At 68.1% G+C, this 22,458-nt stretch carries 20 protein-coding genes; 17 read left to right on the top strand and 3 right to left on the bottom strand.

The window, feature by feature from the left end; translation table 11 throughout:
- The first annotated feature begins 173 nt into the window (after window positions 1–173).
- The 6 genes from rpsB (at window position 174) to G3I17_RS26405 (ending at window position 5,077) form a co-directional block, all read left to right on the top strand.
- On the top strand, window positions 174–1,145 hold the full coding sequence (gene rpsB / locus G3I17_RS26430) for a 30S ribosomal protein S2 (protein WP_164600301.1): 972 nt from the start codon (window positions 174–176) through the stop codon (window positions 1,143–1,145).
- A 139-nt stretch (window positions 1,146–1,284) separates the two neighbouring features.
- Complete coding sequence (gene tsf / locus G3I17_RS26425; protein WP_164600300.1) at window positions 1,285–2,103, top strand: translation elongation factor Ts; 819 nt, start codon at window positions 1,285–1,287, stop codon at window positions 2,101–2,103.
- A 64-nt stretch (window positions 2,104–2,167) separates the two neighbouring features.
- A complete protein-coding gene (gene pyrH / locus G3I17_RS26420; protein ID WP_164600434.1) occupies window positions 2,168–2,917 on the top strand; it encodes a UMP kinase in 750 nt (249 codons plus the stop codon).
- Between the two features lie 115 nt (window positions 2,918–3,032).
- Entirely contained in the window at window positions 3,033–3,590 is a 558-nt protein-coding gene (gene frr, locus G3I17_RS26415) for a ribosome recycling factor (RefSeq protein ID WP_164600299.1), read from the top strand.
- The gene (locus tag G3I17_RS26410; RefSeq protein WP_164600298.1) at window positions 3,590–4,423 is read left to right on the top strand and encodes a phosphatidate cytidylyltransferase; all 834 of its coding nucleotides are present in this window, start codon (window positions 3,590–3,592) and stop codon (window positions 4,421–4,423) included. Before frr ends, G3I17_RS26410 begins: the two co-directional genes overlap by 1 nt.
- A gap of 45 nt (window positions 4,424–4,468) precedes the next feature.
- On the top strand, window positions 4,469–5,077 hold the full coding sequence (locus G3I17_RS26405; RefSeq protein ID WP_164600297.1) for a GNAT family protein: 609 nt from the start codon (window positions 4,469–4,471) through the stop codon (window positions 5,075–5,077).
- Here the strand turns inward: G3I17_RS26405 and G3I17_RS26400 are convergent.
- Window positions 5,067–6,101, bottom strand: a complete 1,035-nt coding sequence (locus G3I17_RS26400) for an LLM class flavin-dependent oxidoreductase (protein ID WP_164600296.1) — start codon at window positions 6,099–6,101, stop codon at window positions 5,067–5,069. The genes G3I17_RS26405 and G3I17_RS26400 overlap by 11 nt on opposite strands.
- A gap of 311 nt (window positions 6,102–6,412) precedes the next feature.
- Here G3I17_RS26400 and G3I17_RS26395 point away from each other — a divergent pair, with 311 nt between their 5' ends.
- The 4 genes from G3I17_RS26395 to pdxY all read left to right on the top strand — a co-directional run bounded on the left by G3I17_RS26395 (window position 6,413) and on the right by pdxY (window position 9,785).
- Window positions 6,413–7,138: a C39 family peptidase gene (locus G3I17_RS26395; RefSeq protein ID WP_164600433.1), complete on the top strand. Its 726-nt coding sequence runs from the start codon at window positions 6,413–6,415 to the stop codon at window positions 7,136–7,138.
- Between the two features lie 110 nt (window positions 7,139–7,248).
- Window positions 7,249–8,370, top strand: a complete 1,122-nt coding sequence (gene rlmN, locus G3I17_RS26390) for a 23S rRNA (adenine(2503)-C(2))-methyltransferase RlmN (protein WP_164600295.1) — start codon at window positions 7,249–7,251, stop codon at window positions 8,368–8,370.
- Window positions 8,371–8,374: 4 nt separating this feature from the next.
- Window positions 8,375–8,905: a DivIVA domain-containing protein gene (locus G3I17_RS26385; RefSeq protein WP_164600294.1), complete on the top strand. Its 531-nt coding sequence runs from the start codon at window positions 8,375–8,377 to the stop codon at window positions 8,903–8,905.
- A gap of 28 nt (window positions 8,906–8,933) precedes the next feature.
- Window positions 8,934–9,785, top strand: a complete 852-nt coding sequence (pdxY, locus tag G3I17_RS26380; protein WP_164600293.1) for a pyridoxal kinase PdxY — start codon at window positions 8,934–8,936, stop codon at window positions 9,783–9,785.
- Between the two features lie 59 nt (window positions 9,786–9,844).
- Here the strand turns inward: pdxY and G3I17_RS26375 are convergent, their stop codons facing one another.
- On the bottom strand, window positions 9,845–10,942 hold the full coding sequence (locus G3I17_RS26375; protein WP_343238421.1) for a Rossmann fold nucleotide-binding protein: 1,098 nt from the start codon (window positions 10,940–10,942) through the stop codon (window positions 9,845–9,847).
- A 69-nt stretch (window positions 10,943–11,011) separates the two neighbouring features.
- Here G3I17_RS26375 and G3I17_RS26370 point away from each other — a divergent pair, with 69 nt between their 5' ends.
- A complete protein-coding gene (locus G3I17_RS26370) occupies window positions 11,012–12,301 on the top strand; it encodes an aspartate aminotransferase family protein (RefSeq protein ID WP_164600291.1) in 1,290 nt (429 codons plus the stop codon).
- A 45-nt stretch (window positions 12,302–12,346) separates the two neighbouring features.
- On the opposite strand, the gene G3I17_RS40035 is transcribed toward G3I17_RS26370, so the two are convergent.
- Window positions 12,347–15,277: a S8 family serine peptidase gene (locus tag G3I17_RS40035; protein WP_203590772.1), complete on the bottom strand. Its 2,931-nt coding sequence runs from the start codon at window positions 15,275–15,277 to the stop codon at window positions 12,347–12,349.
- Window positions 15,278–15,478: 201 nt separating this feature from the next.
- On the opposite strand from G3I17_RS40035, the gene G3I17_RS26360 reads away from it, so the two are divergent.
- From G3I17_RS26360 to G3I17_RS26335, 6 genes are all read left to right on the top strand, one after another.
- Window positions 15,479–18,328 (top strand): LuxR family transcriptional regulator, encoded by a 2,850-nt coding sequence (locus tag G3I17_RS26360; RefSeq protein ID WP_164600290.1) that lies wholly within the window; start codon window positions 15,479–15,481, stop codon window positions 18,326–18,328.
- A gap of 480 nt (window positions 18,329–18,808) precedes the next feature.
- On the top strand, window positions 18,809–19,225 hold the full coding sequence (locus G3I17_RS26355; RefSeq protein ID WP_164600289.1) for a hypothetical protein: 417 nt from the start codon (window positions 18,809–18,811) through the stop codon (window positions 19,223–19,225).
- A 132-nt stretch (window positions 19,226–19,357) separates the two neighbouring features.
- Window positions 19,358–19,810 carry a hypothetical protein gene (locus G3I17_RS26350; protein WP_164600288.1) on the top strand — a complete coding sequence of 151 codons (453 nt, stop codon included), beginning with the start codon at window positions 19,358–19,360 and terminating at the stop codon, window positions 19,808–19,810.
- 1 nt (window position 19,811) lies between these two features.
- A complete protein-coding gene (locus G3I17_RS26345) occupies window positions 19,812–20,606 on the top strand; it encodes a hypothetical protein (RefSeq protein ID WP_164600287.1) in 795 nt (264 codons plus the stop codon).
- Window positions 20,607–20,610: 4 nt separating this feature from the next.
- Window positions 20,611–21,279: an ABC transporter ATP-binding protein gene (locus tag G3I17_RS26340; protein WP_164600286.1), complete on the top strand. Its 669-nt coding sequence runs from the start codon at window positions 20,611–20,613 to the stop codon at window positions 21,277–21,279.
- A complete protein-coding gene (locus G3I17_RS26335; RefSeq protein ID WP_164600285.1) occupies window positions 21,279–22,451 on the top strand; it encodes an ABC transporter permease in 1,173 nt (390 codons plus the stop codon). The genes G3I17_RS26340 and G3I17_RS26335 overlap by 1 nt, the downstream gene beginning before the upstream one ends.
- The last annotated feature ends 7 nt before the right edge of the window (window positions 22,452–22,458 follow it).

The following is a 22,458-nucleotide window of genomic DNA, read 5'->3' as shown; positions in this document are numbered from 1 at the left end:
ACCTGACTTCAGTACTCACTGGAGGCGGTGGGGGCGCACCACTCGGTCCCGGTTCGTCCGGGATTGGTGCGCGCGAGCGTCAGGCGCAGCGGACCGACCGGTTCGTTGCGAACAACCGAGACTGTGCCGTCCGAGTGTGCAACGCCGGGCCGGCACGACAGGAGGAACACCTCATGGCCGTCGTGACCATGAAGCAGCTGCTCGAGAGCGGCGTCCACTTCGGGCACCAGACCCGTCGCTGGAACCCGAAGATGAAGCGATTCATCTTCACCGAGCGCAACGGCATCTACATCATCGACCTGCAGCAGTCGCTGTCGTACATCGACCGCGCCTACGAGTTCATCCGGAGCACCGTTGCCTCCGGTGGCGCGATCCTGTTCGTCGGTACCAAGAAGCAGGCCCAGGAAGCGATCGCCGAGCAGGCGACCCGCGTCGGCATGCCCTACGTGAACCAGCGCTGGCTGGGCGGCATGCTCACCAACTTCCAGACCGTCAGCAAGCGGCTCCAGCGGATGAAGGAGCTCGAGCTCCTGGACTTCGACGACGTCGCCGCCTCCGGTGTGACGAAGAAGGAGCTGCTGCAGAAGCGTCGCGAGTACATCAAGCTGCTCAAGACCCTCGGCGGTATCCGCGACATGTCCCGCGTTCCGGCCGCCGTCTGGATCGTTGACACGAAGAAAGAGCACCTCGCCGTCGACGAGGCGCGCAAGCTCAAGCTGCCGATCATCGGCATCCTGGACACCAACTGCGACCCGGACGAGGTCGACTTCCCGATCCCGGGCAACGACGACGCGATCCGTTCGGTCGGCCTGCTGACCCGCGTGATCGCCGACGCCGTCGCCGACGGTCTGATGTCGCGTGGTGGCCAGGGTGCGACCGCGGCCGGCGAGGAGCTGGGTGCCGAGGAGCCGCTGGCTGCTTGGGAGCGCGAGCTGCTGGAGAGCCAGAACGGCGCCACCACGGAGGCGAAGGCCGACGAGGCCCCCGCCGCTGAGGACGCTGCCGTCGAGGCGCCTGCCGCCGAAGCCGCTGTCGAGGCCCCCGCGGCCGAGGCTGCTGTCGAGGCCCCCGTCGCCGAGGAGGCTCCGGCCGCCGAGGTGACCGAGGCTCCGGCCGCCGACGAGGCGCCGAAGACCGAGGCCTGACCGGTCTGTCACTGCCAGCCGCAGGATCGGGCCGTCGTACCCACGGCGGCCCGGCCCGCGCCGGCAGTGACCTACCCCCGGCTCCGGCCGGGCGGTGAATCCCCCAGCTGACGCACCACCGAAGACGAGAGATCGAGGAATGGCGAACTACACCGCCGCTGACGTGAAGCGGCTCCGCGACGCCACCGGCGCGGGCATGATGGACGCGAAGAGGGCGCTCGAGACCACCGACGGTGATTTCGACAAGGCGATCGACGAGCTGCGCATCCACGGCGCGGCCAAGGCCGCCAAGCGTGGCGCCGAGCGCTCCGCCACCAACGGACTGGTCGCCGCCGCGGAGAACGCGATGGTCCAGCTCAACTGTGAGACCGACTTCGTCGCCAAGAACGAGCAGTTCCAGCAGCTCGCGGCCGACATCGTCGCGCACGCTTCGGCCAGCAAGGTCGGCGACGTCGAGGGTCTGCTCGGCGAGAAGCTGGCCGACGGCAAGAGCGTCGCCGAGAACATCGAGGCCCTGGCCGCGGTGATCGGTGAGAAGCTCGAGCTCGGCAAGGTCGCCGTCTTCGACGGCAAGGTCGCGGCGTACATGCACAAGCGTGCCGCCGACCTCCCGGCCCAGGTGGGCGTGCTGGTCGAGTTCGAGGGCGACAACATCGACGCTGCCCGCGGTGCCGCCATGCAGGCTGCCGCGATGCGTCCGCTCTACACCACTCGCGACGAGGTCCCGGCCGAGACGGTCGAGAACGAGAAGCGGATCGCCGAGGCGACCGCGCGCGAAGAGGGCAAGCCCGAGCAGGCACTGCCCAAGATCGTCGAAGGCCGGGTGAACGGCTTCTTCAAGGAGGTCGTGCTGCTCGAGCAGTCGTCGGTCCAGGAGAACAAGAAGACCGTGAAGGCGGTCCTCGACGAGGCAGGCGTGACCGTCAAGCGGTTCGCTCGCTTCGAGGTCGGAGCCTGACGGCTCACCGACCACACAGCTAGTCAGCGCAGTCGACGAGGAGGCCGGAGTCGTGACGGAAACCCTGGGTACCGAGACGAATCCGGCCTCTGAGCCGTTCGCTCCGGCCTATCGCCGGGTGCTGCTGAAGTTGTCGGGTGAGGTGTTCGGCGGCGGCAAGCTCGGCGTCGACCCCGACGTGGTGAACTCCATCGCCAAGCAGATCGCCGAGGTGGTCCGCTCCGGCGTCCAGGTCGCCGTGGTGGTCGGCGGTGGGAACTTCTTCCGTGGCGCCGAGCTGCAGCAGCGCGGGATGGAGCGCAACCGCGCCGACTACATGGGCATGCTCGGTACGGTGATGAACTGCCTGGCGCTGCAGGACTTCCTGGAGAAGCTGGGCGTCGAGACCCGGGTGCAGACCGCCATCACGATGGGCCAGGTCGCCGAGCCGTACATCCCGCGCAAGGCCGATCGGCACCTGTCCAAGGGCCGCGTGGTGATCTTCGGCGCCGGTTCCGGCATGCCGTACTTCTCCACCGACACGGTCGCCGCGCAGCGCGCGCTGGAAATCGGCGCCGAGACGCTGCTGATGGGCAAGCAGGGTGTCGACGGGGTCTACGACTCCGACCCCAAGAAGAACCCGGACGCGGTCAAGTTCGACCAGCTGTCGTACGACGACTTCCTGTCCCGCGGCCTGCGTGTCGCCGACGCGACGGCGATCAGCCTGGCCCGCGACAACGCGTTGCCGATCGTGATCTTCGGACTCGAGGAGGGCAACATCGCCCGCGTCGTCCGGGGTGAGAAGATCGGCACGGTCGTCTCACCCGGCCAGTAGCCGACCCACTAAGATCACGGCCAACACACGGGCTGACGTCCGTTATCTGGTAAACCAGCGTTCGTAGGGTTGGATCAGGCCGCACCGACGCGGCCCCGAGGAAGCGAGGAATGTCGTGATCGACGAAGCACTCCGCGATGCCGACCAGAAGATGGCGAAGGCCGTGGAGGTCGCCAAAGACGACTTCGCCGCGATCCGCACCGGCCGCGCGCACCCATCGATGTTCTCGAACATCGTGGCGGACTACTACGGTTCGCCGACGCCGCTGCAGCAGCTGGCCGGTTTCCAGGTGCCGGATCCCCGCACCGTGTTGATCTCGCCGTACGACAAGGGCGCGATGCCGGCCATCGAGAAGGCCATCCGCGACTCCGATATGGGCGTGAACCCGGGCAACGACGGCTCGGTCATCCGGATCACGATGCCGCAGCTCACCGAGGAGCGCCGCAAGGAGTACATCAAGGTCGCCAAGACCAAGGGCGAGGATGCCAAGGTCTCCGTCCGCACCATCCGCCGGCACGCCAAGGACTCGATCGACAAGTCGGTCAAGGACGGCGAGGCGGGCGAGGACGAGGGCAAGAGTGCTGAGAAGCGGCTCGACGGGATGACGAAGAAGTACGTCGACTCGATCGACCAGCTGCTCAAGCACAAGGAAGCCGAACTGCTCGAGGTGTGATGGGCGTCGACCAGAGCACCCCCGCGCCGAGCCGCGCCGGGCGCAACCTGCCCGCGGCGATCGGCGTCGGGGTCGGGCTCGGTGCGGTCATCATCGGTTCGCTCTTCTGGCAGAAATCGCTGTTCACCCTCGTCGTCCTGGCCGCCGTCCTGGCTGCCGTCGACGAACTGGTCCGGGTGTTCCGCGTCAGCGGCGCGAAGCTGTCCCGGATCCCGCTCTTCATCGGTACCACCGCGATGCTCGTCGCGGCGTACTACGGCGGCCCGCTCGCGCTGCTGATCGCGATGGCGCTGACCGTGCTGGCAACGATCTTCTGGCGGATGCCGGCCGGTTCGATCGGTTTCGTCCGCGACGTCACCACCAACGTGTTCCTGATCGGCTATGTGCCGCTGCTGGCCGGGTTCGCGATCCTGCTCGTGCAGCCGGACGACGACGGCCCGCAGCGGGTGGTGACGTTCTTCCTGGTCGTGGTGGCCAGCGACGTCGGCGGCTATGTGGCCGGCGTGCTGTTCGGCAAGCACCCGATGGCGCCGACGATCAGCCCGAAGAAGTCCTGGGAAGGTTTCGCCGGCTCCACGCTGGCCTGTATCGGCGCCGGCATCGGCTCCGTGGTCTGGCTGCTCGACGGTCACTGGTGGGTCGGCGCGATCATCGGCGCCGTCGCCGTGCTGACCGCGACGGTCGGCGACCTGGCCGAGTCGATGATCAAGCGCGACCTCGGGATCAAGGACATGTCGAACCTGCTGCCGGGCCACGGTGGCGTGATGGACCGGCTGGATTCCTTGCTGGCAACGGCTCCCGCGATCTGGCTGCTGCTGCACCTGCTCGTCTGAGACCGTTCGTTTGACGTTCGCCGCGGCGCCGGGTTTGCTGGCCGTATGACCATCGCACCCGACGGCCGCGCCCTGCTCGGTGACGTCGTCCGCCTGGACCGGCTCGTTGCCTCCGACATCGAATCTCTGTACACCGCGATCGCCAACGAGAAGGTGTACGCCGGTGGCTTCGGTGGCGGTCCAGCCGCGATGCCGACCGGCGTCGAGCAGATGCGCGAGTCGTGGGTGCCGGCTGCGGCCGAGCGGTTCGCGTATGTCGTCCGGCTGGCCGCGGACAGCGAGTTGGGGGCCGAGGGCACCGTCGTCGGGACGTCGAGCCTGACCGACATCGACCTGCACAACGAGCGCGCTCATCTCGGCTACACCGGGTACGCCCCGGCCGTTTGGGGGACGAAGGTCAACCCGGCCGCCAAGCTCCTGCTGCTCCAGCACGCCTTCGAGGACTGTGGATTCGGCCGGGTGAAGATCCAGACCGGGCTGGCCAACACGCGTTCCCAGGCGGCGATCGCCAAGCTCGGGGCCACCCGCGAGGGCGTTCTCCGCCGGCACATGAAGCTGGCGGACGGTTCGTGGCGTGACACCGTCGTCTTCTCGATCCTGGCCGACGAATGGCCGGACGTCCGCAAGGGACTCCAAGCAAGGATCAGCGGCTAGCGAGACTCCGCAGCTCCGCCAGTTCGGCGAGCAGCCGGTAGGACTCCAGCAGCTCAGTACGGTCGTAGGTGTTGGTCGTCACCAGTACTTCGTCCGCGCCCGTCCGCTGCACCAGGCCGCCCAGCGCGGCGTCGACCTCGGTGGGGGTTCCGTAGATCTGCCCGGTCAACGACTGCTCGAAGAACCCTCGCTCCTTGGAGCTCATGTCCAGCTGCAGCACGTGCGATACCGACTCCAGCGGCGGGAAGACCCCACGGGTGCGTGAGTAGGCGCTGGCCCATGCCTCAGGCAGCAGTAGCCGCTTGGCCGCATCAGTAGTCGCAGCGACGGCCACTGTCGCCGCCAGTACGACGTACGGGCTAGTGGCCCAGAGCGAGGGCTGGAAGTCGGTGCGGTAGCGGTCCAAGAGGCTCAGGAGCTCGTGCTCGCCCTTGACGCCAGCGATCACCAGCGGCAGCCCGAGCGAGGCTGCGAGGAGCGCGCCTTCGCCGACCGCCAGTACGAACGGTGGGACGGCCAGGCCTTCACCGGGCCGTGCATGCACCTGTGGATGGTCCTGCTGAGTCCCGGTGAAGTAGCCGAGCAACTCCCGTACCTGGTCGCTGAAATCCTCCGCTGCGTCCTTCTCGACGCCAAGCGCCCGTCGGATGCCATTGGTGAACCCGACCGAGCGGCCAAGCCCCATGTCGATCCGTCCGGGGAACAGTGACTCCAGTACGCCGAATTGCTCGGCGACCACGAGTGGCTGGTGATTGGGCAGCATCACCCCACCAGTGCCGACCCGGATCCGTGAGGTGGACGCCGCCACGGCTGCAGCCAGCACGGTCGGCGCCGACCCGACCACCCCAGGCACGCTGTGATGCTCGGACACCCAGAACCGGTGATACCCAAGCTCCTCGACCTCCTGCGCCAACTGAACCGTGCCACGAAGCGTCTCGGCCTCTGTCTCGCCAGTACGCGTCCGAGACCGGTCGAGAACCGACAACGGGACCCCAGCGAGCGCAGTACGGGGGAGTGAGTCCATATGGGGTGCAACCGACTCCGGCGGTGGCCCATTCCGCGGCTGGATTCGATCTGAATCGAAATGCTCGGTCAAATTTTCACGGTGCTCGGACGGTCTTGGAAACCTGCTGACAACGCCGTGACCTGCGGAAACACCACGATGTCAGTCGCTGAGCGTGCCCGTTCATGCCCGGAGAGTGGGTTTACAAGAGGTCGGTGCAAGGAATCCACTGTCGTGTGCGACGGCCACGGAGGTCGCCGCGTCGAGGCTGAGGAGCTCACATGTCCCGTGACCTGTTCCAGCCGCCCGTGAGGCTCGGGAGGCGTACGACGATGAAGTTGAAGGCCGCGGCATGCGGTCTGGCCCTGGTTGCCGGAGTGTCGATGCCGATGGCATTGACCTCGTCGGCCGTGGCGACACCGGCTCCGGCCGGCGCATCTACCGCCCTGGGTGCGCCTGGCATCGGAGTACAGGCCGGTAGTACGGCTGCGAAGGCCGCGAATGCGGCAGCGGCCACGAAGAAGGTGCCGACGCTCGGGCACTCGACCCAGACGCTGCGGTCGCTGAGCATCGACTTCCAGTACCAGCAGACCGGCTACTGGTGTGGTCCGGCCGCCACCCGGATCGCCCTGTCGGCGCGGATGTCCGCACCGAGCCAGCAGGACCTGGCCAACCAACTGGGCACCGACGAGGACGGTACCGACTGGATCGGTCAGGTCACCGGTGTGCTCAACAACCGGCTCAACACCGGGTACTACGAGACCAAGGAGATGCCGAACGATCCGCCGACCCAGGGGCAGCGCGACCTGCTCTGGTACGACATCCAGTACGACATCGACCGCGGTTACGCGATCGTCGCGAACATCGTCGCCCCCGCCAGCAACCACCCGCCGGGCTACCCGAACTACACGATCTGGCACTACTTCACCGTGATCGGGTACGACACCAGCGACTCGACCGTGCTGATCGCCGACCCGGCCGGCTTCGGCCCGGCGACGTACTGGCTGACCTTCAACCAGCTCGCCACCCTGATCCCGCCGAAGGGCTACTCCGCCTGACCGCCCTACCACTCGCGCCCTGGCGGTCAGGCCGCCCGGGCGCGAGTGGTGTCCAGGGTCACTGATGTGAATTTGTGAATGAGCGAGGGCGCGCGCGACAATGGGAGGCCATGACTACCTCCCTTCCGCTTGTTTTCGATGAGCCGCGCCGTGCCAAGAAGCCGCCGCGGCACCTGGCCGACCTCAGCGGGGAGGAGCGCCGTGCCGCGGTGACGGCGCTCGGCGAGCCCGCCTTCCGGGCCAAGCAGTTGTCGAACCACTACTTCGCCCGGCTGACCGACGACCCGGCGGACATGACCGATCTGCCCGCCGCGACCAGGGACAAGCTGGTCGCCGAGCTGATGCCTCCGTTGCTGACCAAGGTCCGCGACATGGAGTGCGACAACGGGACCACGCGCAAGACGCTGTGGAAGCTGCTGGACGGGTCGCTGGTCGAGTCCGTGCTGATGCGCTACAAGGACCGCACCACGATGTGCGTGTCGTCGCAGGCCGGGTGCGGGATGGCCTGCCCGTTCTGTGCGACCGGCCAGGCCGGTCTGACCCGGAACATGAGCACCGCGGAGATCGTCGAGCAGGTCGTCGACGGCGCCCGCGCGCTGGCCCGTGGCGAGATCGCCGGCGGCCCCGGCCGGGTCAACAACATCGTCTTCATGGGGATGGGCGAGCCGATGGCCAACTACAAGGCCGTGATCGGCGCGGTCCGCCGGTTCACCGAGCCTTCGCCGGACGGCCTGGGGATCTCGGCCCGGGGCGTGACGGTCTCGACCGTCGGCCTGGTGCCGCGGATCAACCAGCTCTCGACCGAGGGCATCCCGGTCACGCTGGCGGTGTCGCTGCACGCGCCGGACGACGAGCTGCGCGACGAGCTCGTCCCGATCAACAACCGGTGGAAGGTCGACGAGGTCCTCGACGCCGCCTGGGGCTATGCCGAGAAGACCAAGCGCCGCGTCTCGATCGAGTACGCGATGATCCGCGATATCAACGACCACGCCTGGCGCGCCGACCTGCTCGCCGAGAAGCTGGCAGCGCGCGGCGACTGGGGCTGGGTGCACGTCAATCTGATCCCGCTGAACCCGACGCCCGGCTCCAAGTGGACCGCCTCCGACCCGGCCGACGAGCGCGAGTTCGTCCGCCGCCTGCAGGCCGGTGGCATCCCGACGACGGTCCGCGACACCCGAGGTCAGGAGATCGACGGCGCCTGCGGCCAGCTCGCCGCCGCCAACAAGGACTGATCGCGTGCTTCGGCCGGAGTTCGCCGTCAAGCGCCTGGGCGAGCGGTACGACCGTGCCGAGGTCGACGCGCTGGTCGAGCAGATTCTCGCGACGGTGAACCGTACCGGGCAGCCATCGGTCACGGTGCCGGAGCTGCGCGGTGCGGCGTTCCGTACTCCGCTGCTCGGCCCCGGCTATGCCGCCGACGAGGTCGACGACTTCCTGGCCGACGCCGAGCAGTGGATGCCGGACCGGCCGGTCGCGGGGCACGCGCCCACCAGCGAGCAACGGCAAGGACCGCTCTTCACGCCCGTCCGTATTCGCGAGGGCTATGCCCCGTCTGAGGTCGACGCCTTCGTGGATCGGGTGATGGCGACGGTGAACGGGCAGCCTGTCGACCGCCCGGTCACTCCGCGCGAGATCCGCAAAGTGCAGTTCACCCCGGTCCGGCTGACCGAGGGCTACGACGTCGAAGAGGTCGACGACTGGCTCGACGAAGCCGAAGGCTGGCTCAGCGGCAGACCGGGTAAAGGCCCGGAACGCCCGCGAGGTTGAGTCAGCGGCGAAGTGGCATGATCGGGCGGTGAAGATTCTCTCGATCCAGTCCGCGGTCGCCTACGGGCACGTAGGTAACTCGGCAGCCGTTTTCCCGCTCCAGCGCATCGGTGTGGAGGTGCTGCCGGTGTACACGGTGAACTTCTCGAACCACACCGGGTACGGGGCCTGGCGCGGGCCGCTCATCAGCCCGGACGACGTGCGAGAGGTCCTGCTGGGCATCGAGGACCGGGGAGTCTTTCCGCAGATCGACGTGGTCCTGTCGGGCTACCAGGGTGGGGAGGGGATCGCCGACGTCATCCTCGAGACGGTGGAGCGGGTGAAGGCGGCGAATCCCGCGGCGGTGTACTCCTGCGACCCGGTGATGGGGAACGCGAAATCCGGCTGCTTCGTCGCTCCGGCCATCCCCGTGCTGCTGCGCGACCGGGTGGTTCCGGCCGCCGACATCATCACGCCCAATCAGTTCGAGCTGGGCTTCCTGACCGGTACCGAGCCGGACACCCTCGAGTCCACGCTGGCCTCGGTGGAGCTCGTGCGCGCGACCGGACCGCGCACGGTGCTCGTCACCAGCGTCGAGCGCCCCGACCGCGAGGACGGCACGATCGAGATGCTGGCCGTCGACGACAGCGGCGCGTGGCTCGTGCAGACGCCGTACATCCCGATGAAGGCGAACGGCTCGGGCGACGTGACGGCCGCGCTCTTCACGGCGCACTACCGCCGTACGGGCGATCTCGCGGATGCGGTCGCCCGCACGACCTCCAGCGTCTTCGATCTGCTCACGCGCACGCACGATTCGGGGGAGCGCGAGTTGCAGCTCGTCGAATCGCAGGACGCGTACGCCCACCCGCGGATGCAGTTCACGCCGTCCCGCGTCGCCTGAGCTGACAAATCCCCCCGGCCGATGGCGGCCGGGGGACACCATGGGTAGTTTCAGATCCGTTAACGAATGACGAGCCTGGCGGCGTCCTCGATCGAGCCGACCAGGTGGACGGAGGCGGCCATCGGGCGCCCGGCGGCCAACCCCTGGAGCAGGGGCCAGACGGGGAGTTCGGTCGTCCAGTAGTGGTCGCCGACGAGGATCATCGGGGTCTGGGTCACCTGGTCGCCGTAGTAGTTGGGGGTGACGGCTTGGAAGATCTCCTGGACCGTACCGGCCGCTCCCGGCAAGTAGATGATGCCGCCGCGGGCGCGGCCGAGCAGTACGTCCTCACGGAGCGCATTGGAGAAGTACTTCGCGATGGAGCCCGCAAACACGTTCGGCGGCTCGTGGCCGTAGAACCAGGTCGGGATGGAGACCCCGCCGTCGCCGGGGAAGGCCTGGCGGACGGCCAGACCGCTGGTGGCCCAGTCTGCGATGGAGGGGCGGAAGGACGGCGTACCGGCGAGCATGGCGAGGGCCGAGTCGACCGCCGCATCGTCGTACAAGGACAGGCTGGCGCCCAGGTTGGCTGCCTCCATCGCGCCGGGTCCGCCGCCGGTCGCGACGGTCAGACCCGCCCGGGCGAGCGTCCGGCCGAGCAGGACGGCCGCCCGGTACGTCGGGTCGGTGCGTGCGATCCCATGGCCGCCCATCACGCCGATCCACGGTTTGCCGCCGGGGAGCTCGTGCAGCGCGTCGGCGATCGAGTGGTCGTGCAGCGCGGCCGCCAGGGTGCGACTGGTGTCGCCCCTCTCGTCGTACTGCCGTGACCACGCGTAGATCTGCGCATCCGGAGTCGCCTCGTAGCCGGCCGCCAGGCCCGCGTACAGCTCATCGGCGGCATAGAGGCTGCCCCTGTACGGGTCGAACGGCAGCTCCGGGATGGCGGGGAAGATCAGCCCGCCGCCGTCGCGTACCCAGGTCGCAGCCGTCTCCTCGAGCGCGCACCCGAGGAACAGCGAGCCCATCGGCGACAGCTTGAGCAGTACTGCCGTCCGCCCGGTGAGGTCCACCGACTGCACCCGCCAGCCGCCCATCGAGGTGGCGCCGGCCCCGGTCACCTGGTCGAAATGCCGCAGGGACTCGATGTCCAGATGGGCGATACTCGGCGTCGTCACGAGGAGCCACCCTAAGTCACCGGTAGGTCGTGATGGCGGTGAGGCCTGGCGATGAGGTATTGCTAGGTCATGACACATGCGGAGCTGTGGGAGCGTCACAAGGCCGTCATGCCGGACTGGCTGTCGTTGTACTACGAGCAGCCGATCGAGATCGTCAAGGGCGCCGGCCGCCGGGTCACCGACGGTGAGGGCAAGGAGTACCTCGACTTCTTCGCGGGCATCCTGACCAACGCGATCGGGTACGACATCGCGGAGATCTCCGAGGCGGTCCGCGAGCAGCTGGCCACCGGGATCGCGCACACCTCGACGGTCTACCTGATCCGGCGGCAGATCGAGCTGGCCGAGAAGATCGCCGAGCTGTCCGGTATCCCGGACGCCAAGGTCTTCTTCACCAGCTCGGGCACCGAGGCGAACGAGGCCGCCCTGCTGTTCGCCACCCAGAAGCGCCGTTCCAACCAGGTGCTGGCGATGCGCAACTCGTACCACGGCCGCGGCTTCGGCACGGTCGCCATCACCGGCAACCGGGGCTGGTCGGCGAGTAGCCTGTCGCCGATCAACGTGCAGTACGTGCAGGGGGCGTACCAGTACCGCAGCCCGTTCAGGGACCTGCCGGACGCGGAGTACATCAAGGTCTGCGTGGACGATCTCCGCAATGTGATCGACACCGGTACGGCGGGCGACGTCGCGTGCATGATCGTCGAGCCGATCCAGGGCGTCGGTGGCTTCTCGTCACCGCCCGACGGCCTGTACGCCGCGTTCAAGGAGGTGCTCGACGAGTACGGGATCCTCTTCATCTCCGACGAGGTGCAGACCGGGTGGGGCCGGACCGGGGAGCACTTCTGGGGGATCCAGGCGCATGACGTCGTACCGGACGCGATGACCTTCGCCAAGGGCCTGGGCAACGGGTTCGCGATCGGCGGTGTCGTCGCGAAGCCGGACCTGATGGACAGCCTGAGCGCCAACAGCCTCTCGACCTTCGGCGGCAACCCGATCTCGACCACCGCGGCGAAGGCGACGATCGAGTACCTCCTCGACAACGACCTGCAGGCCAACGCGGCCAAGCGCGGCGCCCAGCTGATGGACGGGCTGCGCGGCATCTCGGAGGAGTTCCCCGAGCTGGGCGACGTCCGCGGCAAGGGCCTGATGCTCGCCACCGAGCTGATCAACCCCGACGACGGCAAGCCGGACGCCGCCACCACGGTCAAGCTCCAGCAGGAGGCGATGGACCGCGGCCTGCTGATCGGCAAGGGCGGCCTCTACGGCAACGTCCTGCGGATGGCCCCACCGATGACCCTGACCGAAGAGGAAACCACCGAAGCCCTGGAGATCCTCCGAGACTCCTTCAACACCCTGCGCTGACCCAGAAGTGGGCCCCCGCCGTGAGGCAGAGGCCCACTCTGCGTCCTAGCGGACGGTGAGGTTGTAGGTGGTGGTGCCGGTCTTGCCGTCGGCGGAGCGGGCCGAGACCTTGATCGCGTAGGTACCGCGGGGCGTCTGGAAGTTGGTGAAGAACCAGACGTTGCTGGTGCCGTTCTGGGTGATGGTGGCCGGGTTGAAGAAGGTCTGGGTGCCGGTGGGAACGCCGGTGGCGGTCAGGGTGAGGTTGCCGGTGCCACCCGACGCCTTCACCGTGGTTTGAGCGAGCTGGCCTTGAGTCACTGTCCCGCTGGACGGGGTTGCGGTGACCTGTACGTCGCCCGTCGGGGGCTGGTCGCCTGCCACTGTCAGCGTGACGTTGGCAGTGGCCGTCTTGCCGGCCGGGTTGGTCGCGGTGACCGTGACGGTGTGGTTGCCGGCCGGGGTACCGGTACCGGCCTCGAGGGTCAGTTTGGCGGCGGAGCCGGAGCTGATCGACTCCGGCTGGAAGGTGGCCCGGGCGCCGGTGGGCAGACCCGAGGCGGTCAGCGTCAGGTTCTCGGCGCCGCCCGATCCGGCGGTACTGGTCACCGTCGTCGAGATGTATTTGCCGGGGGCAACCTTCACGGCGGACGGTGAGACCGCCACCCCGAAGTCACCGGTCGGGGGCGTGTCGCCGACCTGCGTCTTGACCCAGTCGCCCATGTCGTTGGTGAGCCGGCCGTAGACGCTGTACCACTTGAAGTCGGAGCGGCTCCAGGAGGCGACGCCGATCACTTTGCCCTGGACGATCAGCGGGCCACCGCTGTCCCCGGGCAGGATGGTGATCCGGCCGTCGGAGTACCCGGCGCAGATCATCGTCGCGGGCTTGAAACCGGCGCCGACGCCGTTGCAGACCTGCGCGCCGTCCACGATCGGCAGCGACGCCTTGTCGAGCGTCACGTCGCGCGCGGTGTCGTCGAAGTCCTTCTTGCCGTAGCCGAAGCCTTGCCCGGTGGCCCCCGGCTTCTCCAGCCCCGCGTCGGCCGAGGTCGCGTACGACGCGTACTTGCCGCCGGGCACCGGGACGTCCGCGTCGGTGGTGACCACCGCGACGTCGTACCCCTGGTCGAAGTTCACGTACTTCGGGTGCTTCTTGTAGTCGACCACGCCGACCTTGGTGCCACCACCGGCGTTGAGGTCGTTGAGCCCGTAGAGGAAGCTCTTGGCGCCGGCCGCATCGGCACAGTGCGCCGCGATCAGGATCTTCCGCGGCGCGATCGCCGTACCTGTGCAGGTCTGCCCTTGTGGGCGGGTACCGCCGGCCCGCAGCCCGGCGATGATGGCGGGGAACTCGCTGACGGTCGCGTCCTGGCCGCCGGCGAAGTTCGCAACCGGACCACCCGACTTGACCGGGACGGCGTCGCCCTCGTAGTTGGCGGCCGACGGCGTGAAGTTCAGCGACCAGCCGTCGAGGGTGCCGGTGTCGAAGCGGTAGACGTCTTTCACCTGCAGCTTCCAGGTGCCGTTGCGGGTCTCGCCGGAGGTGTTGGCGGTGAAGGTCTGGTGCAGCCCGTCGGGCGAGCCGACCCCGCCCGCACGGCGGAGGTTGATCACTGCGCCGGACGGTCCGACCAGGTCGACCTGGAGGTCACCGGTGTAGCTGTGGTTGATGTCGACCTTCACGCTGGTCGTCGACGTACCGTTCCCGGCGCAACCAGTGATCGTCGTGGCCGTGGAGACGGCGGCACCCGCGTCGGGGATCGCCGCGTCCTCGGTCGACGTACCGCCTGCACAGGTCGGCGGTTCGGGGTCGCCGCCGCCGATGAAGCCCGTGTAGAGCAGCTTGTTCGGTGAGCCGCTGCCGGGGTTCTTCACTACGCCCGCACTCGCGTTGCTGGTCAGCGCCGAAGCGACAGTGGCCGGCGTGGCGGAGGGGTTGCCCGCCAGGTAGAGCGCCGCTGCTCCCGTGACGTGCGGTGTCGCCATCGACGTACCGCTGATGCTGTTGGTACCGCCGTTGTTCCAGGTCGACGTGACGCCGGAGCCGGGCGCGAAGATGTCCAGGCACGAGCCGATGTTGGAGAAGCTGGACCGGTTGTCCTGGTTGTCGGTGGAGCCGACCGTGATCGCCTCCGGCGTCCGGGCCGGGGTGGTGTTGCAGGCGTTCGCGCCGTTGTCGTTGCCTGCTGCAACCGAGAAGGTGACGCCCGCGGCGACGGCGCGCTTTACCGCGTCGTCCACCGAGGTGTTCGCCTCGCCACCGAGGCTCATGTTGGCGACTGCCGGCTTCTTGGCGTTCTGGGCGACCCAGTCGATGCCACCGATGACCTGGGACCACTCGCCCTGTCCCTGGCAGTTCAGGACCCGTACGCCGACCAGTGCGACGCCCTTGGCCACCCCGTACGTCGTACTGCCCACCGTGCCGGCCACATGAGTGCCGTGCCCGTTGCAGTCGTTGGCGATCGCGTCGTTGTCGATGAAGTCGTAGCCATCGGTCGCCCGGCCACCGAAGTCGGTATGCGTCTTGTAGATCCCCGTGTCGACGATGTACGCCGTGACGCCGGGCGCCTTGGTCGCGTAGGTGTAGCCCTGGTCGAGTGGCAGCTTCAGCTGGTCGATCCGGTCGAGTCCCCAGGTCGGGTTGGCCTGCCGGTCAGTGGCCCGGGCGATACCGTCCTGCTCGACGTAGCTGACCTCTGGATCTGCCGCCAGCCGCAATACCTCTGCCTCGGTCAAGGAGGCCGAGAACCCGCGCAGTGCGGTGGTGTAGGTCAGCTTGACCTTGCCTCCGTACCTCGAAGCCAGGGTCGAGGCGGAGGCCCGGGCACCGTCCTTCAGCACGACGATGTAGCTGCCGGGAATGGTGCCCGGAGCACCAGCGCCCCGGATGGTGGGGCTGGGTGCCGATGGTGGAGCAGCGGCCTGAGCCGGTGGAACCAGTACTGCGAGTGACAGACACACGATGGCCCCAAGGGCCCCTGTCCGCGGGAGTTTCATGAGCTCTCCGTTCGGTCCCCGGCCACCAGGGCGGAGGGGGTGGGGTGGCCGGTCCGCTTACTGTCGTGGCGAGTCACGACCGGAACAATCCGGGCATGAGTACGTAGGGGTACGTGACTATTCGCAACTCCGGACACACGGAAACGGTTTCCCCACCGCTGCCGCCGACGTAGGCTCGCCCCCACATCCACGGGAGCGCAGATGGCTGGAGCACCGATCACCCGTACCAGTTCGCCAGTGCTGGTCGGCCGCGCCGACGAACTGCGCTTGCTGGCCGCCACAGCAGCCAGGCAAGGCGTCGCGCTGGTCGAGGGCGAGGCAGGGATCGGGAAGAGCCGCCTGGTCAACGAGCTGCTGCGTGAGCCCGAGGTCAGCGGCAAGTACCTCATGGTCGGCTACTGCCAGCCCCTGCGAGAGCCGTTCCCCTACGGCGCGGTCCTCGAAGCGCTCAGAAACTACCCACGCCACTCCGGTACTCCGCTAGGCCCGCTCACCTCGGTACTACGCCCCCTCTTGCCGGAGCTCGCAGACCGGTTCCCCGACGCGCATTGGCCCGCCGGTGACCCAGCGACTGAGCGGCACCAGGTGTTCCGGGCCATCCGCGAGCTACTGGCGGCCGCGGGCCCGGCGCTCCTCGTGGTGGAGGACCTCCACTGGGCGGATGACGGATCGCGTCAGCTGCTGCGGTTCCTGATGACGGATCCGCCGGACAACCTATCGATCGTGGTGACCTACCGGCGTGAGGACCTGACGTCGGGTCCGCCACTCGGAGCGGAGTACCGGCCGCCGGTGGGGCTGCCGAGCGCTGTGCTCACCCTGCAACCACTGGACCTTGCCGGGGTCCGGTCGCTGTCGGCCGGGATCCTGGGGGTCGACGCGATCGGGACCGACCTGGCCGAGCTGCTGTACGACCGGACAGCCGGTATCCCCGCAGTGATCGAGGAGGCGGTCCGGACGCTGCCTCTGCCCGTTGACGGGAGCACTGCTCGCCGGGCGCTCGAGCATGTCGAAGTACCGGCTCTGCTGCGGGATGCGATGGCTGAACGGCTCTCCGGCCTGCAGGAGGCCGCGAGGGAGGTTAGCTACGCCACGGCGGCACTGGGGATTCCAGCAGCGAGTGACTTGCTCGGGCAGGTGACTGGTCTTGCCGAGGAAGCCGTTGAAGCGGCCCTTACTTCTGCACTGGCTGCGGGAGTCCTGCGGGACTCGGGTGACGGTCGCTACGACTTCCGCCATGCGTTGGGACGGCAGGCGGTCTATGACAGTCTGCCGGGGCCGCAGCGACAGGCGCTGCACAGGCGGATCGCCGAGACTCTGGCCGGGACGACACCGCTACCGCTGCTCCAGCTGGCCGAGCACAGCCGGCTGGCCAGCCGCACGCAGGATTGGCGTCGCTACGGTGAGGCCGCAGCTGATCGGGCCAGCGAGCTTGGCGATGCTTCGACGGCGACGCGACTGTTCCAGAGGCTGTTGGCTGAGCACGACCAGACCTCCGAAGGCGTCGACAGAATGGCCGCGAAGCTGGGCAAAGTGGCCTACACGGGTCTGGATCAGCAGGACCCGATGGATACCCTGCAGCGACTACTGACCGACAAGCGGCTGTCGCCGGCGGTGCGAGGTGAGGTTCGGCTCTACGCCGGACTGATGATGGTGCGCGCGGCAGGCGGGATCTCCGAGGGGCGGCGGGAGATCGAACGAGCGATCCCCGACCTCCACGCCAGACCGGATCTGGAGGCCAAGGCGGTATCCGTGCTGGCTCAGTGCTGGCTCGGGGCAGCGTCGCTGGACGAGAACAGACGGTGGGCGGAGCGAGCGGAGCAGTTCCTGGGCAGGGCAACCGATCCAGTGCTGGTCGCCTCCCTCCGGGCCAACCTGCTCGGGACCGGGCTGCACACCGGCGACCCTGCCGTACTGCGTGAGATCTCCAGACTTCCGGTGAGTGGCGCGTCTGGGGCCGAGCAGCGGGACCTCGCTCGAACTCACTGCAACCTCGCAGACGCCTGCATGTCCATCGGCCACTACACGAAGGCCATTGATCTGCTGTGGAGTGGGCTGCAGCTCGCGACCGACTGCGGTGCACCGTTCGTCGTCAGTACGGCGCGCTCCACTCGCGCGAGGGTGGATTGGTTCACCGGTGAATGGGCAGGACTCGACGACCGCGCTGAGCAGCTTCTGGACGAGTACCGCGACCTGTTCCCGCTCACCAGTGAGCTGTCCCTGGTACTGGCATCTCTGGCGGTCGCCCGTGGCGAGTGGGCCGAGGCGGAGGCCTTCCTTGCGGCGACCGGTATTGATCAGCCGCCCGAGGCCATCGCGCAGATAGCGCTGGCCGGCTTCGGCTTGCTCGGCTGGATGCAGCTGATGCGTGGTGAACTCGGTGCGGCAGTTGCCTCGGTGAATCGGGGCCTCGACCTCCTGCGGCGCAAGCAGGTGTGGGCCTGGGCAGGGGAGTTGACGCCGTCAGCAGTCGCCGTACTACTCGCGGACGGGCGCGACGACGAAGTACGGAAGTTGCTGGGGGAGTTGGACGACTGCACGAGCGGGCTGGATGCGCCACTGGCGCGAGTCGCGCTCCACTGCGGCCGGGCTCAGCTAGCTGAAAGCGACGGCGACTATCTAGCTGCTGCGGAGCTCTATAGAGAGGTAGAGCGTCAATACGAAGCTCTGCCGGCACCGTACTTCGCTGCGCTGGTGGCTGAGCGCGCTGTGTACTGCAGGCTCGCGCTCCAGGAGCCTGAGGCAGTGGAAGCCTTCACTGCGCTCGCGGAGAGCTTTGACCGCCTGGGGGCCTCCCGGGATGCGGCCCGCTGCCGCCACGAGCTACGCAGCCACGGGGTCACCTCTCCCTCCCGCAGAGGCCGCCGCGGCTACGGCGCCGAGCTGTCACCCCGCGAACAAGAAGTCGCCCGGCTGCTCGGCCGTGGGCACACCAACCGCGAGATCGCCGACGTCCTCTTCCTCTCACCGCGCACGGTGGAGCAGCACGTCGCCAAGGTTCTCCGCAAGCTCAACGCCGGCTCGCGCACCGATCTGCTCGAGGCCGGGCGATGAACTGGCGGTGCCCCGGAGCTGCATGCTCAGCGTGACTGCGGGCTTACGGCAAGTGCTTGTGTCCGGCGCAGGGTGCTTGTATGTTTCGACTGCGGTTCCGGCCGGGCTGGGTGAGCCCGCCGCGATCGCCGTAGTCCGTTTTCGGACTCTGGGGGAGCCGATTCACAGCGGTAGCACCGCCTGCGGTCCGACGCTGCCCGCGTCGTTCCGGGGTCTATTCGTGCTGCCGGAAATCCGGTCAATCGTTTTCACGTTAAATTCGGGGGTGAATTGATACGAGTTCTGGGCGTCTCGGATTAACTCTCCGGAATCGGTCATGGATTGTTCAATTCGGGTTCCGGTGAATGACCGGTCGAAGTCTTGACAGCGGATCTTGGGAGCACTCACTCTGTGACCGTTCTATTCACTGGGTGGTAAAACCTTCGAAGGTCCCGCCCGGGCCGGGTTTCGCCACTCGTCCGAAGGAAATGGTGAGGCAGAATGATTCGTCCTGGAGTCGTCAAGAAACTGGTCGCGGCCGGCGCTGTGGTCGCGGGCGTGTTCGCCCTGAACGTCGGGGTCGCCGATGCGGCCTCCGACCACGGCATCACCGGCACGAACTACGCGAGCGGCGATCTCTACATCTCGTCGAACGCGCGCTTCAAGGAGGGCACCGGAGCGGTCTCGGTGACGTTCTCCTCGTTGCCGAAGAACGGCCAGTACTTCGAGCTGCTGAGCGTGTCCTACGCGTTGATCGGCAGCCCGCAGAGCTGGACCAAGTCCGAGACCAACGTGCGCCGGACGCTGGCGAGCAGCGTCAGCAACGGCCGGCAGTTCTACAACGCGTTCCGGCTGAACAGCGGGTGCCCGGGGGGCGGCTGCAGCCCGTACAACCTGATCGGCTCGGAGCGCTACTGAGCCTGAGTGCTGAGTGATGGGTCCCCGGGTGGGGTGGGCCGGCGCCGGTCCAGCCCACCCGGCGGAGACCCGGCCGGTGCGGAAAATGCCTGGAGGGAAGAACGGATGCGAAACTCGAAATGGTGCGTCCTGGTGTTGCTGCTGACGCTTTCCGGATGCGGCGGATCGGCTGATTCAGATACTGCTGGACAGGACGGCCTGAAGGTCACAGAAATGATTTCGGAATATCGGGCCGAGGCCGCCACGCTGAAATTGGCGGACGGCTGGCAGTGGCCCGCCGATAAGTCATTCATGGCAAAAACCGACGATGGCCACGATGTCGTCTATCAACGCGGGTTCGGGCGGCAGGCGGCCGATCGGCGCTGGTATTGCTCCTGGGTCGGCAAAGCATTGGCCGGCGATACGAAATCCACCGGCGGTGCGCTGGCCGAGGCCCTGAAGATCAGGGAAACGTACTACTACACCACCGCGCTCCAGGCGGAATCGAAGACCTTCTTCGAGGACGTACTGCGGCGTGCCTCGCTGGGCGACCTGGGGCCGATCGCCAACGACTTCCAGCAGAACTGCGACAAAGAGTCGATCTGAGATGAGACTCGTCCTCGTCATGGCCTGCGTGCTCGGGCTGGCGGGCTGCAGCGGTGGCCAGGCCGCACCGGCACCGGGCCGGCCTCCGAGCAGCTCGCCTACCGCGGTGGTCGCCCGCGGATCGATCCAGAGCGTGGTGACGCTCAAGGCGACAGTGGCCGCCGCGCCGGCCGGCGTACTGACGTCGGCCGCGGCTGGGACCGTGGTGCTGTCTTCCGGTCCAGTTCGGATCAAGAAAGCCGACGGCTCTGTCGTGCCGGTGAACGTACCGGCAGGTGCCGTGATCACCAAGATGCTCGTCACGCCCGGGCAACGCGTCCCGGCCAGGTTCCCGATCGCCGAGGTACGGGCAACCGGGTTCGGGATGGTCGCCGAACTCGATCCGGCATCCCTGTACCGCCTCTACACCCCCGTCATCTCGGCGAAGGCCCAGATCACCAACGGACCAGGGCCGTTCCCGTGTGCCCTGCTGAGCACCGTTCCGACCAGGGCAGCAGGTTCCGGCGCCCCGCTCCGCGTCACCTGCCTGGTACCGGCGGATCTGCCGGTCTTCGAAGGGATGCCGGCCGTGATGGCGCTGGTCACCGCGCAAGAGCGCGACGTGCTGACGCTGCCACTCGAGGCGGTGGCCGGATCGGCGGCCCAGGGGACGGTCAATCTGCTCGGGCCGAAGGGAGAACCGAGCCTGCGCAGCGTCACCCTCGGGGCCAGCGACGGAAACCGGATCGCGATCCTTTCCGGCTTGGCCGAGGGCGATCGAGTCAGCCTGCCGGCGCCCGACCTGGCCGGCGGCTAGCGCCATGCGGGTCCTCGAACTGACCTCCGCCCGGAAAATCGTGGGAGCCGCCTCGCAGGTGCTCCTCCACGACGTCTCCCTGACCGTCGATCCAGGCGAACGGGTCGCCATCGTCGGCCGGTCCGGTTCCGGGAAGAGCACCCTGCTCTCGATCCTCGGGCTGCTCGACGAACTGTCCGGCGGGCATTATCTGGTGGACGGAGTGCGCGTCCACGGTCTCGGCGACGCCGACCGGGCAAGACTGCGGGCGCGGTTGTTCGGCTTCGTGTTCCAGAACTTCTGCCTGCTGCCCCACCTCAGCGTCCGGGAGAACGTCGAGGCGGGGGTGCTGCACCGGGGGCTTCGCCGGCGGCGCCGTCGCGACGTTGCGATGGAGGCGCTGGCCAAGGTGCGGCTGGCGGACCTCGCCGGACGGCGGCCGGATCAGCTGTCAGGAGGCGAGCGGCAGCGGGTCGCGATCGCCCGGGCGCTGGCTTCGGCGCCGCGAGTGATCCTCGCCGACGAGCCAACCGGGTCGCTCGACGAGGAGACCGGAGCCGCCGTGATGGCCGAGTTGCACGCGCTGGCCCGGCAGAGCGGCGTAGCGCTGGTCGTCGTCACCCATGACAAGTTGGTCGCCAACGGCTGCGACCGGATCCTCACCCTCGATCACGGCGCCCTGGTGACACCGTGATGGCGGCCCTGCTGGTCGCCTGGCAAGGGGTCCGGCGCCGCCCGTTGCGCAGCGCACTGACCTCGGTCAGCCTCTTCGTCGGCGTACTGGCCATCGTCCTGATCCAGGGCGGTGGCGACTTCATGGCGCAGGAGGTGGTGCGCGACTCGATCCTGGAGAGCGGGCCGGGCGTCACGGTCCAGGTCGCGGTGAAGGGCGATGGCCCAGACGCCGTGGCGACGGCCCAACAGGTCCGGGACGTCGTCCGGCGTGCAGCGGGGCCGACCACCAGGACAACGCTGGTCGTCGAGCAGCCGCAGTTCATGATCGGTACGACCGGCCAGACGGGAGGCGAGCTGGCAGTGTCCGTCGTGGAGCCCGACCTGATCGCCATCAAACCCTTCCCCCTGATCCGGGGGAGCTGGTTCGGATCGCCACGCCTGGCGCCCCAGGTGGTGCTGAACCGCGCGGGCTGGGGAGCGCAGGGCTGGCCCGCGGGGCCGGCCTCGATGGCTTTCGGCGACGGCTACCAGCGGGTGGCCGTGGTCGTGGTCGGGGTCGTCCATGACGGCAGCTCTCAACCCCACGCCTATGTGGACCTGTCGGGCAACGCCTACTGGCAGCGACTCGCCTATGAGAGTGGCTCGGCCGGCGTCCTGGTCAGCGGCGGGGTTGTCGATCCGGACGGCCTCCGGCGACGGGTGGTCGAGCTGTCGGAGCCCACGGGCCTTACGCCCCGGATCGGTGACGTCACCCGAGTGGATCGCCTCGATTCGTTCGCCGGCCAGCTGGCGATCCTGCGCCGGATCTTCCTCGGTATCGCCGCCCTCAGCCTGATGGTGGGCTGCCTCGGCATCCTGAACATCGGCCTGGCAACGGCCCGGGAACGCGCCGACGAACTCTCCCTTCGCCGGGCGCTCGGCGCCTCGTTGAAGGACGTCCTGCTGATCATGCTGCTGGAGTCCCAAGTGGTGGCCCTGCTCGGTTCGCTGGCCGCGACACTGGGTGCGATCCTCCTGCTGCCCACGGTGGTCGGCGCCTTCCAGGCGGACAGCTCCCTCGGTGGGGTCAAGGTCTCTGCCGCAGCTGTCCTCATCGGCGTCTCGGCGAGTTCGGTCGCGGCCCTGCTGGGCGGGCTCTACCCGGCAGTCCGCGCGGCCAGGACACCGATCGCACGCATCATCAGGCTCTAGCGGCACT

The organism is Streptomyces sp. SID13031 (assembly GCF_010548305.1).
GTDB lineage: Bacteria > Actinomycetota > Actinomycetes > Propionibacteriales > Kribbellaceae > Kribbella.
This window is presented reverse-complemented; position numbering and strand designations above follow the sequence as displayed.

Excerpts from the sequence above, each read along its gene's own strand:
- rpsB (WP_164600301.1), top strand. The coding sequence starts at position 174 with ATGGCCGTCGTGACCATGAAGCAGCTGCTCGAGAGCGGCGTCCACTTC.
- tsf (WP_164600300.1), top strand. The coding sequence starts at position 1,285 with ATGGCGAACTACACCGCCGCTGACGTGAAGCGGCTCCGCGACGCCACC.
- G3I17_RS26410 (WP_164600298.1), top strand. The coding sequence starts at position 3,590 with ATGGGCGTCGACCAGAGCACCCCCGCGCCGAGCCGCGCCGGGCGCAAC.
- G3I17_RS26405 (WP_164600297.1), top strand. The coding sequence starts at position 4,469 with ATGACCATCGCACCCGACGGCCGCGCCCTGCTCGGTGACGTCGTCCGC.
- G3I17_RS26400 (WP_164600296.1), bottom strand. The coding sequence starts at position 6,101 with ATGGACTCACTCCCCCGTACTGCGCTCGCTGGGGTCCCGTTGTCGGTT.
- G3I17_RS26395 (WP_164600433.1), top strand. The coding sequence starts at position 6,413 with ATGAAGTTGAAGGCCGCGGCATGCGGTCTGGCCCTGGTTGCCGGAGTG.
- rlmN (WP_164600295.1), top strand. The coding sequence starts at position 7,249 with ATGACTACCTCCCTTCCGCTTGTTTTCGATGAGCCGCGCCGTGCCAAG.
- G3I17_RS26370 (WP_164600291.1), top strand. The coding sequence starts at position 11,012 with ATGACACATGCGGAGCTGTGGGAGCGTCACAAGGCCGTCATGCCGGAC.
- G3I17_RS40035 (WP_203590772.1), bottom strand. The coding sequence starts at position 15,277 with ATGAAACTCCCGCGGACAGGGGCCCTTGGGGCCATCGTGTGTCTGTCA.
- G3I17_RS26360 (WP_164600290.1), top strand. The coding sequence starts at position 15,479 with ATGGCTGGAGCACCGATCACCCGTACCAGTTCGCCAGTGCTGGTCGGC.
- G3I17_RS26355 (WP_164600289.1), top strand. The coding sequence starts at position 18,809 with ATGATTCGTCCTGGAGTCGTCAAGAAACTGGTCGCGGCCGGCGCTGTG.
- G3I17_RS26345 (WP_164600287.1), top strand. The coding sequence starts at position 19,812 with ATGAGACTCGTCCTCGTCATGGCCTGCGTGCTCGGGCTGGCGGGCTGC.
- G3I17_RS26340 (WP_164600286.1), top strand. The coding sequence starts at position 20,611 with ATGCGGGTCCTCGAACTGACCTCCGCCCGGAAAATCGTGGGAGCCGCC.
- G3I17_RS26335 (WP_164600285.1), top strand. The coding sequence starts at position 21,279 with ATGGCGGCCCTGCTGGTCGCCTGGCAAGGGGTCCGGCGCCGCCCGTTG.